This is a genomic window from Aquimarina sp. (genome assembly GCF_977115655.1).
Window position 1 is genome coordinate 38,312 of sequence record NZ_CDSBKO010000041.1, and the last position, 16,367, is coordinate 54,678.

5 protein-coding genes are annotated in these 16,367 nt (G+C 31.9%); 2 read left to right on the forward strand and 3 right to left on the reverse strand.

Annotation, left to right across the window (positions count from 1 at the left end; translation table 11 throughout):
* The first annotated feature begins 23 nt into the window (after positions 1 to 23).
* On the forward strand, positions 24 to 4,553 hold the full coding sequence (locus tag ACZIYX_RS16245; RefSeq protein WP_462683306.1) for a GEVED domain-containing protein: 4,530 nt from the start codon (positions 24 to 26) through the stop codon (positions 4,551 to 4,553).
* Between the two features lie 178 nt (positions 4,554 to 4,731).
* Positions 4,732 to 8,949: a M43 family zinc metalloprotease gene (locus tag ACZIYX_RS16250; protein ID WP_462683307.1), complete on the forward strand. Its 4,218-nt coding sequence runs from the start codon at positions 4,732 to 4,734 to the stop codon at positions 8,947 to 8,949.
* Between the two features lie 410 nt (positions 8,950 to 9,359).
* On the opposite strand, the gene ACZIYX_RS16255 is transcribed toward ACZIYX_RS16250, so the two are convergent.
* The 3 genes from ACZIYX_RS16255 to ACZIYX_RS16265 form a co-directional block, all read right to left on the reverse strand.
* Positions 9,360 to 10,118: a hypothetical protein gene (locus ACZIYX_RS16255; protein ID WP_462683308.1), complete on the reverse strand. Its 759-nt coding sequence runs from the start codon at positions 10,116 to 10,118 to the stop codon at positions 9,360 to 9,362.
* Positions 10,119 to 10,392: 274 nt separating this feature from the next.
* Positions 10,393 to 14,532, reverse strand: a complete 4,140-nt coding sequence (locus tag ACZIYX_RS16260) for a PKD domain-containing protein (protein WP_462683309.1) — start codon at positions 14,530 to 14,532, stop codon at positions 10,393 to 10,395.
* Positions 14,533 to 15,484: 952 nt separating this feature from the next.
* Positions 15,485 to 16,135 carry a hypothetical protein gene (locus ACZIYX_RS16265; protein WP_462683310.1) on the reverse strand — a complete coding sequence of 217 codons (651 nt, stop codon included), beginning with the start codon at positions 16,133 to 16,135 and terminating at the stop codon, positions 15,485 to 15,487.
* Positions 16,136 to 16,367 lie beyond the last annotated feature (232 nt).

A 16,367-nucleotide genomic window follows, 5' to 3' on the forward strand; every position in this document is an offset into this window, starting at 1 on the left:
TACAATGCTTAACTTTTAAAAAAATGAAAATACACAAACTCAACAACTCCAAAAAATTGAATGATAGTATCCTCTTTTCAATAAGAGTATTATTAGCCTCTTTTTTCTTAAAGGAAAAAAGGAAAATGACGTATTACTTATGTTTTTTACTATGTTTTTTAGGAAACATAACCTTTGCTCAGATAAAAGAATTTGACGAATTGAGCAATAAACAAATAGAAAACCTAAGACAAGAACCTTGCTCATCTACACTTAAAGCTTTAGAACAGTATCAGTCTATGGATAGAGCTGAAAGATTAGAATTAAAAAGTAAACAAGAAAAATTTGATAGAAACATTAATGAATTTATTGCAAAATCAAGAATAGCATCAAAAAATGCTGTTGCAAGTATTAATAATTTGGTAATTCCAATAGATCCGGATCAAGATCCAAATTATACAATAAATCCTCAATATACTATTCCTGTAGTATTTCATGTTGTTCATGATGGGGATGAAGAAAGTATTTTATCTGTAGCAGATGCCAAAAGACTATTAAAAAGAGCAAATGAAGATTTAAATAGTTTAGGTGAATTTAGAAATTCAATTCACAATAATTTTAAGAATGATGAATCTCATGTTGGAATTCGTTTAGTTCTGACTCAAAAAAATCCTGAAGGTAAGCCTACAACTGGAGTTACTTATGGGGTACATTTTAAGACATATGGTACAAATCAAAATAATTCTGCAAATATAAAAGCAGATACTAAATGGCCTACCAATAAATATCTTAATGTATGGGTAGTAAATGCGCAAAGTTCTTGGTCTTTTACTGATGGAGATTCTCCAAGTGGTGGTTCAGCGTATGCTTTCCTTCCAGCTAATGATAATGGACTAGATACTGGTGGTATTTATACTGGTATAACCATGGCATATTGGGTTGCAGGAGATAAAGTTAATGGAGAAAGTCTCGATTATAAGCAATTTAGACATATTTTCACACATGAATTTGGTCATTGGTTAGGGTTAAATCATTCATGGGGCTCAGGAGATAACGGAAACCCATCTAATTGTAATACAGATGATGGTATTGCAGATACACCAAACACAGTAGGGGTTCAATATGCCGCAGGAGGAAGAGAAGACTGTTCTAATACTTTTTCTTCTTGTGGAGAAATGACGAATGTACATGAGTTTATGAATTATACTGCTTGTCAAAGTATGTTTACTCATGGACAAAAAGAGGTTATGGTAGGATCTTTAAATAGTAATGTCGCAGGAAGAAATAATGTAGTATCTCAGCAAAATTTAGATGCAGTATTGTATACAAATGGAAAACCACCACGTTTAATCGTTTCTAGTGAACTAGGGAGTGGTAAAAATATGTTTAGAGAGGTAAGAGATCTAACAGGAGCACTTGAAAATAAAGTTAATATTTATCTTGAAGACGCTAGTTTTTCAAATAATCTAATAGGTAAAATACTATCTAAAGATACAGATTTTACAATAAATAATGTGCCAACAGGATTAAATCCTGAGATACGTATTATAGATAATAAAACTGCAGAATTTAAACTTCTTGGAAATGCAGTAAATCATAATAGTAATGATAGTCTTGATGACCTTGGATTATCCTTTAAAGATAGTACGTTTGAAAATATAACCGCTACGAGTATTGAAAATGCCTCTGGTATTAAATTTACAATTAAATTCAGAGATGATGCAACTTATGGTCCTTACACAAAATTAATTGATGATGTAAATCCTTTATATAATAATTCTGATGGGTTAGAGTATGGATTTTATGAAAGAAGACGAGTTAATTTTGGATATGGTAATGCAATGCTCGAATTTAAGTTTAGAAGAGACTCTTTATTTGTAAGAGTTAATGGTAAAACAGGATCAGCTGGTTTAGTTATTGATAATAATGGCAATGATAATAATATCGATAAAGTATCCGTATTAAATAAAGGAGCTATCGTTGGTGAAAACTCAAATTGGAGTATAAAAAACTCTAGTACAGAAGAAGAAAAATACCTTAAAAATTGGAAATATATAGTATCTCAAAACCAAGCAGATATTGATGGTTATTTAAATAAAAATTTATACTTGGGCGCATACCTTAGTTATGGAGGTAGAACTTTTTATCAATGGATAAGCTATACTTTATTTAAAACCGAATACGGGAAATTGACTTTTAAGTTAATCGATCATGCTTATGGATATTCTCCAAGTATTGCTATGATATGCGGTAATACATCTTATAGTGGAGACAACTATTTAGTAAAAGATTACTCTTTAGTAAGAGAATCTGCTAGTAACGATGGTACTATTCACAGAAAATCCTTAGAATTAATATTAAGATCTGAAAATAATAGTTTTAAGAATGTAGTATCTAATTCTGATTATACCATCACTAATTTGCCATCAGGTTTGAATGTATCTTCTGTAGAAACTTTAGATCAAGGAAAACGGTTAAAGTTTAACTTATCAGGTTCTTATCAGGATCCAGATTTTGAAAACCAAATAGAAGCAACCATAACTCTTAAAAATTCTGCATACACAAATGAGGTTACCAAGGATGATCTTATATCAGATCAAAAATTTGGGTTTTATGCCAAAAAAGAAGGATACTTTCATGGAGTTGATAATGTGATATTAAATAAAGATAAAACACATCATCAAATTGCAAGTGGACAAATTAAGTTTAAATACCATATAGATTATACACAATCTCCACCCCAACGAAGAATTACAGCACATTCAAGTCAAGGAGGAACAGCAGTTAAATATGATGTTAAATTCATACCAGATACTCCAGGTAGTAATAATATAAAATTCTTAGAAGAAGGGACAATGATAGATGAAAATGCTGGACTAGAGTTTCCAACAGATCTGGGAGAGCATATTGTTATTTATGATAAAAACTATACAAAATTAGCCGGAAAAACTGGATTTGTAGGATTCGAATATGTAACAGGTAGATTTAGATATTATGCATGGGTAAAGATAAAAGTAGGTGTAGATGGAGAGTCTGTCCAAATAATTGATTATGCCAGCCAAACAATGCCAAAAACACCAATTGCTGTTGGTAATGCGGGACCACCACCACCAAAAGTATATTGTGAGGCAAAAGGTAGTAACGGCGAAGAAGTTATTACTAGTGTAAGTTTTGCAGGAATCAATAAATCTTCGGATAGAGCAGAAAGTGGGTATTCAAATTTTCTGTCAGAAAAAGGAATAGTAACTCCAGGAGAAGTATATGAATTAGTAGTAAGTATCGATGGATATCGAGGTGGGGAACCAGACGAAGTGTATGCCTGGATAGATTGGAACGGAGATAAAGATTTTGATGATGAAGGAGAATATTACTTTGTAACTAAAACGGCTGATAAAGAAGGTAAAATAAGTATAACAGTTCCGGGATCTGCTGTAAAAGGAGAGACCAGAATGAGAGTGCGTGTGGCTTATAAAGATGATTCAAATGTTCCTTGTGGAGCTGTTACTTATGGAGAAGTAGAAGATTATACTATAGATATAACAGGAGGTAACAATGAGCCTACAGTAGCTATAACGTCTCCGTCAGAAGGAGCAGAGCTAGGTTTAGGAAGAACTGTTACAATAACAGCTAATGCCGAAGATACAGATGGTTCAATTACCAAAGTAGAGTTTTTTAACGGTTTACAAAAACTGGGAGAAGATAGTACAGCTCCTTATAGTTTTGATTGGAAACTTGAAAAAATTGGAACATACAACCTAACAGCAAAAGTAACAGATAACCTGGGTGCAATCGCTACATCATTAGTAGTTTCAGGAACAGTGATAGAATCTGATATACCTAAATATTGTATAGCTAATGGAGCAAAAGGTCCTGAAGCAATTATTGCAGTAAACTTTGCAGGAATAGATAATACATCGAGCAGAAATGAATCTGGATATGAGGATTTTACGTCCGTTTCTGGAACTGTGGTAAAAGGATCAAGTTATGATCTATTAGTTACTATAGAAGGATATAAAGGTGGAGATAAAGATGAAGTTTATGCTTGGTTTGATTGGAATAAGAATGGAAGCTACGAAGATAGCGAGTTAACAACGTTAACCAAGACTAACGGAGCAACAGGAGAAGCTACAGTTACAATTCCTGAAACAGCAGAATTTGGTACAATTGGAATGAGATTAAGAGTAGCCTATTATGATCAGGCAGGTGTTCCTTGTGGAGAATCAAAATATGGTGAGGTAGAAGATTATGCTCTAATAATTTCTAAAGATGCGGCCAGTTCAAGAACAGATATAACCCCGTTAATGTCGGGTGTCATAAAAAATAGTAAATTATCTGTAGGGCCAAATCCATTTACTCAAGGAGAACTTACTATTAGTTTTGAAACTAAAGAAATGGGTATGACTAGTATTTTATTATATAACACCAAAGGGGTTAGAATATTAGAGGAAAATAAAATAAAAGAAGCAGGAAAATTTGTACATATAAATATAGACCAGAAATTAGATGCAGGAGTATATTTCTTAAAGGTAGTCTATAAAAATCAAATATTTACATCAAAACTTGTAGTTAAATAGTAACGTTTTTCTTTATAACTACAGAAAAACAAGCTAAATATCAGGGAGATTTCTATCTCCCTGATATTTCTATAGAATGATTTATCATTAAATATATTTTTTAGATAGTTAGAGTAATTTAACTACTCTACGTAGTATACTTGGTGATTTTACACAAACAAATCTCAACTTATAAATTATGAAACTATTAAAGTCAATTTATCTACTATTGATACTCACAGTATCAACAATAGTAGGGCAAGAAAAACAGGAAAGCTGCTCTTTTAAATCTAATCAAGAACAATATTATAAAGAAAACCCCAATGCCTTATTAGAATCACAGCAATTTGAAAAGAGAGTTCAAAAAGAATCTCAACTTAAAAACTTGGGATTAAAGAGCTCAGGAAAGAAATTTATTATCCCAGTTGTTTTTCATATTTATGGAACAGATTGGGCAGGAAGTAATCCCGATTCAGATTTCACAGTTACTGATGAAAGAGTTAGGGAAGCATTACAAGATATCAATGATAATTTTAAAGGAGGTAATATAGGAGAAGAATTAGATCCTAATTTTAAAGCCTTAGAAGGTAAGATGGATGTGGAGTTTAAATTAGCTCAAATTGATCCAGACGGAAACACAACTACAGGAATTATTCATCACGAATCAAAAAGTGGTTTTGGTCTTGGTGGAGTTAAAGATACAGAGATAGGTGAATATGCTTGGGACAATTACAAATATATGAATGTCCATATTCAAATTGTCATTAAAGAATCTAGTAGATTCAAATCAGGAGTAGCATGGTTTCCGGATACTGGGCAATCCAATAGAGGAGTTGCAAGAGTAGTATACAATGGAAAATATATTAAATATTTACCACCTGCATCTTCATTAACTCACGAGTTTGGTCATTTTTTTGGTTTAGAGCATACTTTTAATGGGGGATGCGTTGCAGGAGCAGATAAAGGAGATGGTGTAGCAGATACACCACCAACAAAGGCCGGTTTGGCATCAAATCAAGAGGGAGATGATTGTATTTCAGGAGTTAGAAATTGTTTTAACCAATTAATTAATAGTCAAAATCATATGGATTATAATCCATGCGAATCTATGTTTACCAAAGGGCAAGTAACAAGAATGGAATCTTATATGGGACATGACGCCCGAAAAACATTATGGACAGATGATAATTTAGTTGCTACTGGTATAAAAAATGACTTAGGAAAGAGAATATTATTTACGTACCAGGATAGATTAGATAGTGATTTATATAAACTTAAAAATCTAATTGAATCCGTAGATAATGATGGAAGTATACTAAATAAGAAAAAAATAAAAGCAGTTGATGGAGCTAGATTCTCTACTACAGGAACGTTACAAAAAGGAGTGCATTATACTACAACAGGTGTTCCTGATGGATTAAATGTTAAGTTAACCGTTTTAGATAATAATACAGCAGAGATTTCTTTAGAAGGAAACGCGGTATCAAATAGGGCAGCAAATTCAACTAGCTTTAGAATAACATTATTAGATAAGGCTTTAGTAGGAGGAGTATCTTCTCTTCATTCTAAGACAGGTACTTATCATATCAAATTTTTTGATTCTTTTAGTACGTATTATGAAACTCTTTCTCCATATTTGGTAATGGGGTATTCTTTTGAAGATACAAATAACCTTTATGAATCAAGTTTTATTTCACCGATAGCTAAAGAAGCGGTTAGAGTAAAAATGAAAAATTATAACGGTAATGTTATAATTATTGATAATTCAACTTTTGATTATGAGGTGCTTTGTAATCCAAATACGATGAATGTTAAGCGATTAGTAGAAGGTGAGAGAATACAAAATGGATCAGGTAATTGGGTAACCAAAGCGCAAACTACTAAAACTAGTAATCCGGTATTAAGTAGTTCTACTTATACCAATTGGCATGGGAAGTCTGGATATATGGGTATTCGTTACCATACAATAACAGGAGGATATTTGTACGGATGGGCAAAAGTAAAAGTAAATGCTAATGGTAGTGTAGCAATGATTACAAATTTAGGAGTTAATCCAAAAAGTAATACTTCAATACTAGCAAAAATAGAAGCGCCTTATCTAGAATATTCAACAGATCGTTTTATAGAATCTGTTTCGAATAATTCAACAATGGGTAATGACATTACAGCTAGTCTTCATAATGCATCTTTTGCAGTTCAAGGAAAATTGCAAAAAGGAGTACATTATACTGTTAAAAATACCGAGGATTTTGCAAACGTAGAAATAGAAATTACAAATTCTACAACGGCAAAAATATCGATGAATGGTGTTTTTGATGGACAAACCAGAGATCAAATAGATAATAAAGGATGGGGGACTTATACAGGATGGCAAATGGAAATAGAATTTTTAGATGCAGCTTTCCAAAGCCGTGACGCTTCTCAAATTCATTTTACAAAATTTCTTCCTCAGGCAGAGTATATAGGAGAATCTTATAAAGAAGTGTTAGAAGGAAAATCTCTTAAAATACCAGATGGATCAGATGAGGTTGCAGAATTTAGAATATTAAATTCGATACAAAATGTTAATCGTATTGGTGTTAACTACCATCTTCAATGGTATGATAGAGGTACGGATAAATATCAAGGAGTTAAGTTATTAACTTACAGAAAAGATGCAATTGCAAATGAAAATTATGAATTGACACCGTTGGATTATGGAACTTTAATTGGACCAAACAGTTCTTGGAAAAACGGGAGAGAGTTTTTTGAAGAAGAAGGACAACATATGATTGATTCTAAATTGTATCAAGAATGGAGAGGAAAAACTAAATATATAGGAATTCGATTTAGAAGATCAGGGGGATTTCACTACGGATGGATAAAGCTGAGGGTTAGTAACGATGGAAAATTGTTTGAATTTAAAGAATTCGGAGTAAGCGGAACTCCTGAAACAGGAATATATGCAGGAACCATAACAAGTGAATCTGATGAATATTGCGAAGCAAACGGAGGACAAGGCCCTGAGGCTGTTACTCGTGTTAGATTTGCAGGAATTAATAAAACTTCAGGAAGAAGTAGTGCAGGTTATGAAGATCATACTAGTGAAATAGGGAATGTAGCTAAAGGTAAAAATTATACATTAACTGTTGATATCGAAGGATATCAAGGAGGTGATAGAGATGAAATCTATGCATGGATAGATTGGAACCAAAATAATAACTTTTTTGAACCAGAAGAATACGTAAAACTAGAAAAGACGGCTGGAGAACAAGGTAGAGCTACTATTACAGTTCCCCAAAATGCTAAATCTGGAAGCACAAGAATGCGTATTAGAGTTGCATATATATCAGATCCGGATGTGCCTTGTGGTGAAGTACAAAATGGCGAGGTAGAAGATTATACAATTACTATACAAGAGGTACAGACCAATGAACCACCTGTTATTGCAATAACTTCTCCTTCTAATGGAGCAATTATTGATAAAGAAGATACAATTACTATTTCAGCATCTGCATCCGATAGGGATGGGAATATTACTTTGGTAGAGTTTTTTGACGGAAACATAAAACTTGGAGAAGATACTTCAGAGCCATATAATTTTGAATGGAATAACGCTGTTATTGGGGTACACGAATTAATAGCTAAAGCTACAGATAATAATGGGGAGATTACTGTTTCATCTATAGTTAATATCACAGTATCCTCATCTGGTCTTACATATTGTCTTGCAAAAGGAGAAAAAGGTACAGAGGCTATTGTTAATGTAGTTTTTTCTGGGATAAATAAATCATCTGGTAGAGGGACTTCTGGTTATGAAGATTATACCAACCAATCAGCAACTGTAAATAAAGGAGATGTTTATGATCTTTTAGTTAGTATTGAAGGATATAAAGGTGGAGAAAATGACGAGGTATACGCATGGTTTGATTGGGATAAAAATGGAAATTTTGAAACAGATGAGTTTACTAAATTAGATAAGATAAATGGTTTAACAGCAAAAACATCTATTACAGTACCAAATTCTGCAGAGATTGGGGATACAAGAATGCGTATAAGAGTAGCTTATTATGATAATGCAGGTATTCCTTGTGGAACATCAGATTATGGTGAAGTAGAGGATTATACAATTAAAGTAGCTAATGAAAATATAGCAAGAACAACTACTAATGATATAGCAAAATCTTCTGTTTTAAATGTAGTTCCAAATCCATTTAAAGGAGGAGAACTGAATCTTTATTTTGAAACTTTCGAAAATGATCTAGTCAATATATCTATTTATAATATGAATGGAGTAAAAGTACTAGAGAAAAATGAAATGAAAAAATCAGGATTACTCAAGAAAATTAATATAAACCAGCAATTTAATGCAGGTATATATTTCATAAAAGTTAGATCTAGTAATAAGTTATATACCACAAAAATTATTATTGAATAATGTAGATTCTGAAAAAAGGTTAATAAGATTTAATGAATACCTCCATAAGGAGTTTCTCTCTAATAATTGATAAATTTTTAAATGTTTTTAGAATGTTTGAGTTTGCTCCTGATTTTAACCTTTACTAATATTTTATTCAATAAAAGTTAAGTTTATTTTTTTTTAATAGGTTATTTATTTTAATGTAAAACCCTGGTTTTTGAGCTTAAATACTCAAAAATCGGGGTTTTTATCGTTTTAAGAATATCCATTCAAAGAACTTTATTTTATGTATTATAAGTCCGTATCATTTTTTTGAAAAACATTAAAAATTTGATTTTGCGAGTTTTAAATTTGGTTAAAAGTTTTAAAGCTTTATTATACCAATACAGTGTCTAGTCCTAAAAAATCGATACAGATTTTATAAGGATTTAATTATTAGTTGTATGTGAAACAGTACTTGTTCCTCCATTTGTAATCGTCCCATCCTTATATTTACTATATGGCCTAAAATAGTAAACTGTAGAAGGGTTTAATCCCGATATAACTTCTTGGTAGCTTTTAATAAGAAGATTGCCTTGTATATGTTCTCCTGTATAGTTATCAGCTTTTCTAATAGTGCTATTAGAAAAATCATTATTTGTACTATATTCAAATCCTACTTCAATTGGCATCTCTTTTTTTACTTCGGTGATGTTTATTTGAGGAGTAATTTCCGTCGATGATACAAAGAAGGGGGTTGATTCCATTTCGATCTTAATAGATCTTGTATTACTTGCATTTGCGCTAGTACTTGCTTGTATTTCATTTCCATAAAAATAAGTGCCATCATTCAATTCAAAAAAGCCTCTTATATAATAGGTGTTACCACTTGGTAAATTTTTGAGTTGTCCAATAATTTCATTTTGGGGACCTGTTGCTGTAATTGTATTATTAGCATTTGGAATTGTACTAAAAGTAGTTCCATATACAAACCCTCTACTTACTACATCACCACTTAAATCGTTTCCTGTACTAAATGCACCATTTATTGTTAAATCCACCGTTCCATCTTTATTGATGAAAAAGTCGGTACTATTATTGGTAACAAAACTTGAGGGGATTACAACAACTCTATCATCATCGCCAGAGCAACTAAAAACGATAACGATACTCAACCAGATTAAGGCTATTCTTGATAAATTTTTCATTTTACTTGTTTCTTTAAAAAAAATACTTCAGTTAAAACTTTATTCATTTAGTTGTAAATGAAGTATTTGTCTTACGCAAAATTATTTATAAACTACATTTCCTATTTCTTCTTTAGTGATAAAATGTAATTCTATTTCTTAACTACATAATTAATGAAAATATCAAAAACAAACATTTTCATTACTAGTTTATTTTTAAATACTTCATGATAATAAAAAAACGTTTATGAATAAATATCCATAAACGTTTTCTGGTAATAAACTTTATAAGTTTTTATTCTATTACAACCCTTATGGTTTTAGTAATAGACTTTATTTGAACTTTTAAGATATAGAATCCAGAGGTTAATCTCTGATTCATTTTTATTTTTTTAATAGGTTCAGAACCTTTCATCTCATTTAACTCATATACTTTTACTCCTATAGCATTATATAGTTGTATTTTGGCAAGTCCGGTTTCTGAAGAATTAAAGTTTATATCAAATCCATCCCCTGAATTTGGATTTGGATATACTGAAATATTACTATTTTCATTAGGATTTATTTTTGTTGGATGAGAAACATTAAGTGTATAGTCCTCAACTTCACCATATTTTACAGAGCCACATGGTACATTTGAACTTGCATAATAAGCTACTCTTATACGCATTCCAGTCTCACCAGGTTCAGCATCTTGCGGAACAACAATAGTTGCTTTACCTGTGGTTCCTGAAATTTTGTTAAGTAGCATATATTCATCAGAATCTTCAAAATCCCCATCTCTATTCCAATCAAACCAAGCATATATTTCATCCTTACTTCCATCTTTATATCCTATAATATCTACAGTAAGGTCATAGCTATTCCCTTTGCTAATATTGGCAATTTGGGCTATATAATTTCCATACCCAGAAGAACTCCTTTGTGATGAATTATCAATGCTTCCAAAACTAACATTTTTTATAGCTTCAGTACCGTTTTGACCATTTGCTTCGCAATAATGAGGTCTTGATGAGGAGATTGCTGTAATATTTAAGTTATCTATCCATATTCTGGTACCAAATCCAGAAGTATTCTTTAGTTTGATCAGCACATTTGGCTGATTAGCATAACTCTGTAATCTAATTGTTTCTTCTCTCCAATGTGATCTTTGGGTAGGGATCCAATCGTTAGTTTCATTAACACCTATAGTGTTAGGATCATCTAGTACTAGAACAGTTGCTAAATCGGTATGTGTCTTGTTGTAAACATTTGTCCAGGTAGCACCACAATCTGTAGAAATCAATATTTCTAATCGATCGGCACTTTCTTCCACTCCATCTACTTCGGCATTATCATATTTTGTATACGCTATGTCGAATTTAAGAAATTCTGGCTCTTTAGAATTAAAATCTAATGATGGAAGAATAAGTTCATCAATCATATCCTCAGGATTATCCGCATTGTTGATTACCAAACATGAGCTATCTCCATTACCTGCATCAGATCGTTTTTCCCATTGAATTTCATCTTCATCTGGATTAATAATTTGCCACCCTTCTATAGGGAAAACTCCTGCAAAATCCTCTGTAAAAGGAAGATTTTCTGTATTACTAATTGTAATAAAATCATTTTTTACTATTGTTGTTCCAGTTCCAAAGGTATTAGTTGCTGTAAGTTGAACATTATATGTACCAGGAGTGTTATAAGTAACAATTGGATTCTGATCTGTAGAGGTAGAAGGATTCCCCCCATTAAATATCCATAACCAAGAAGTTGGATTACCTGTAGAGAGATCTGTAAAACTAACAGGAATATCACTACACACATTATCATTCATAGAAAAATTAGAAAAAGGAGGTTCTTGGCTATTAAAATTGAATTTTATATTATCAATCCATATTCTGGTTCCAAAACCAGAAACATTTTTAAATTTAACCAAGATATTAGATTCACCTTTAAATTCGGATAATAAAATCCTTTCTGTACGCCAGTGCGAATCTTCGGTAGGAATCCAATCGTTAGGGCTGGTTGCTGGTCCAAACGTTTCTAATTCTGTATGCGTTTTAGAATAGATCTCAATCCAATTTTCTCCACAATCTTTAGAAATTAATACTTTTAAAGCATCTGGACTGTTATTATCAAACTTTGTATACGCTACATCAAAAGAAAAATCGGTTTCTCCCATAGACAAATTCAAAGGCTGTAAAGTAATTTCATCAATTTCTCCTACTGTTGCGTTATCAGCATTATTCATGACCATACAAGAATTATCCCCATTACCTGCATCAGATCGTTTTTCCCATTTTAGACCACTATCTGGATTGAATATTTCCCATCCTGATGGAGGAAAAACCCCTGCGAAATCTTGTGAAAAAGAAGTTTCATCAGGAATAACTATAGTAATATAATTACTTTTGGTAATAGTATTCCTTCCATTAGCATTAGTTGTTGTTAATGTTACTTCATAAGAGCCTTGCTTATTATAAGTAACTACTGGTGGGTTTCTATCTGTAGATATTGATGGTGTTCCACCTTTAAAAGTCCATACCCAATTCGTAGGATTACCTGTAGATACATCTAGAAAAGTAACATCTATACTATTACAAACTGTAGTTCTGTTACTTGAATAAAAATCAGAAATAGGAACAATATTATTTTCTATTGCAATATTTACATTGTCGATCCAAATTCTGGTACCAAAACCAGAGATGTTAAAAAATCGAATGGATACATTTGACTCCCCATCATAGGCGCTAAGATCAATTATTTCTTTTCTCCAATGCTCATCTTTACTAGGAACCCAATCATTCGATAAACTTGTGATTACTTCGGTTGTTTCCAATTCTGTATGTGTTTTGGAATATACATCACTCCAGGTAGTACCACAATCAGTAGAAACTTGAACTTTTAATACATCGGGACTATCATTATCAAATTTGGTATAAGCAATATCAAAAAACATCTCACTCTTTTTGCCTGCAGAAAAATCATAATAAGGTAATCTAATATAATCTTTTGCGCCTGTTACATTGTTGTTAGCATTATTAATTACCATACTTGAATTATCTCCATGTCCGGCATCACTGCGTTTTGCCCAAGCAATTTCTTTATCAGGATTAAAAATATCCCAGCCTTTTGGAGGAAAAACTCCCTCAAAATTTTCAGTAAAAGCAGTGTTTGTAGTTTGATCTACATAAATATATTCAACTTTTTCCAAGGTATGTTGCCCCAGGGCATTAATTACTTTCAAGGTCACTTTAAATTTCCCCGAAGCATTATATTGAACAGTTGGATTGACCGCAGTAGAACTAGAGGGGGAACCTCCTTCAAAAGTCCATATTCTCGAGGTAGGAAACCCTGTAGAAACATCTTTAAATGTAACAGATTCTCCACTACAAATTGAACTTAAATCATTTTTTAACCTAGCTTCGGGAACAGATGCTATAACTCCTGTTTCCTTAAGATTTTGTTGACTCCATAATAAACTTCTTGGATAAAATGCCTCAGAAGTGTCTTCTAACCAATAAGTCATTGCCGAAACCTGATCTTTGGTATACATGTTTTGACATCTGGTATTGTAATCCATGTGGTTTTCTAGGTTAGGATATACACCACATTCGTTTAGTTGGTTTCGTTGGCATCCTTCTGATCCTTTTGTAGGAGGTGTATCATCCATACCATCATTAGTCGTGTCACATTCATCCTGAAAAGTATGCCTTAAACCAAAATAATGTCCAACTTCATGGGTCATTACCTTTTCAAATCCCGGGTTGTTTGCGGATAAGGATCCACAAGTTCTTCCTATATATCTCCAGTTAAATGTAATATGAGGTACTACATTTTGTATAGGCAAAAATGCATGTCCAGACCCATTCCATTGGCCTATTTCATTTGGATGATGAACAATGGATATATCAAGGTAGTACTTATTATTTTTGCCCCACCACAAATGATCGTAGATTCGCTGATCATATCCATACTCTATCAAATCATCGTCTGCTTGCCAATCCATTCCAGGAACTTCTAATAAATTACCATCAGGATCTTCTGTAGCGAGAACAAATTCGATATTCATTTTATCTTTAATACCTTCGAATCTAGGATCTATAGTATTATACCCAGGGAAAGTCCCGTTAAAATCTCCATTAACTACCGACATCACATCATCAATGCGGCATTTCATATCTTCTTTACTAACCTCAATTACTTCAGGTTCTCCATTGTGAAGAATATGAAACACTACAGGAATAACGTATGAATTCTGGTTTGTACTTTTAGTAAATCGATTTTGTGTTTTTAATTTTGACATTGCTTGTTTAAAAGCATTTTTTTCTTTTTCGGAGAGTTTAGTGCCACAACCATTACCTGTCTCTTGGCTATAAATACTGGAGGCAAATAATAGTAAGATAAACGTCAAAAAGTAATTTTTGGTGCTCATAATTTTGATTTTCATAATTAGTTGTGAATGTGTTATTTTGGTGAAAATAGTAAAATTACGCACTTTTGTATACTAGTACCTACCAGTTTATTGTTGATATAATAACATTATTTTAATATTTAGTTTTTGTGTTTTCTAGAAAACCGAAGTAAATAAAGAGCTTATTGTAAAAATTATTATCAAAAATTTATCTCCAAATACTAATTTAATGAGTTAATTAGCTTACTTTAATCTGTCAGCCAAGTTCGTTCATTAAGAACAAATTTTCAGAAGCACTCTATTGTATGGTTTGGATATACATGGTATAGTTTTCAAGATTGAACAAGCATTAAAAGCAATCAATAAAACCTTTATCTTACTCTAAGGTTCATAATAAAAAAGGATGTAAAGAGTTATTAGATATGTGACCTAGAAAAAACGAATCAGAAGCCTTTTAGTAAGGGTTACTAACCGATCTGAAGCTCGAAATGTAGAGAGGGTTTTAATAATCGTTGCTAGTAACCTTAATCGATTTAGTCAATCGATCAAAAATGTATTCCCTGGATTTGCGCGGTAGATCAAATACGAAATAGTCCTTGGTATGTCGCATGGAAAGATAAAAAACCTTCAAAGCAAATATGAAGTATATCTATAATATATCTAACAAATAAATGCTACATTAGTAGAGCTTGAACGCTTTACTGATAAATGAAACTTAAAAAGCCCTTATGTAGTAAAGTATTGGTGTAGTAAATGGGAAGAATTCATTATATTGTTTGACTTCTATTTAAAAATCAGAAACATCTTTATCCTACAAAATTTATTAAAAGTATTAATGGAAAAATCAATATATTTATCATTGATATGGATTACTAAAAAGTGAGCACAACCAATACATAATTAAGGGTTAATGCTTAAGTTTTTAACTATATTTGAGAAAAGGCTCCACTCTAAAAAAGCCAAACTCACTTTTGTTCATTTATATTCATTAAATAGAATTAACTTGAGTTTTTCTTCCACCTATTTTAAATCCAATTGATAATCCGAGATAACTATTATTTATTGTCCCTATCGTTTGTCCATCAGGTATTTTGATATCAGCTTTAGGCATAAAATTGTACTCCAGTCCGTATCTTGTATTTCCAATTTCTAGACCACCTCGTAATAGAAAGCCTAATTGGTTTTTTACATTTCCCTCTAAAACATTTAAAGAGCCACTATTGCGATTAGATACATCTATATCATTAAATAAATAGTATCCAAGTCCGAATCCTACATAAGGCCGATGATATTTGTTATTGAAGTAATAATCATAAGTTGGAACAAATGAAATAACCGCATTGTCGTCCATTTCATCTATGAAATAAGGTAAACTATCATCAAGTCTAATTTTTTGGGGATTTATAGCAATTCCAAACCTCAATCCAATTACAGTATTTTCTGAAGCTTTAACTTTGGGTTCTATATTTAGCAATAATCCTAAATTATTGGAATCAGTTTCTAAAAGTACTCCAGGTTCTATTCGTAATGTAACTTGTGCATTTAGATTGAGCAAATAAAACAATGTTATTATTTGTAGTAATTTTTCTTTTGGACAATACTTTTTGATGAGAAAAAAATGGAATTGAATAAATTTCATTAGCGCTAGTTTTTAGACATTAAATTCAGAACGCCAATTTTTTGTTTAAATTGTTGTCAACGGTCTTCGTTATAAGTAGTTGCGTGGTTTAGCATTTAACTTTGCAAGTACACACCAAGCTGAAAATCTGCGAGGATTTTCAGAAGTAAGCAAGAAGCTAGCAATAAATTATACACGGTGTGTGTGCCTTGAATGGTAAATATAGTTCATTTAGATGAACGTCCCAAAGGGT

Coding starts and splice junctions, on each gene's coding strand:
- ACZIYX_RS16245 (WP_462683306.1), top strand. CDS start 24: ATGAAAATACACAAACTCAACAACTCCAAAAAATTGAATGATAGTATC.
- ACZIYX_RS16250 (WP_462683307.1), top strand. CDS start 4,732: ATGAAACTATTAAAGTCAATTTATCTACTATTGATACTCACAGTATCA.
- ACZIYX_RS16255 (WP_462683308.1), bottom strand. CDS start 10,118: ATGAAAAATTTATCAAGAATAGCCTTAATCTGGTTGAGTATCGTTATC.
- ACZIYX_RS16260 (WP_462683309.1), bottom strand. CDS start 14,532: ATGAAAATCAAAATTATGAGCACCAAAAATTACTTTTTGACGTTTATC.
- ACZIYX_RS16265 (WP_462683310.1), bottom strand. CDS start 16,135: ATGAAATTTATTCAATTCCATTTTTTTCTCATCAAAAAGTATTGTCCA.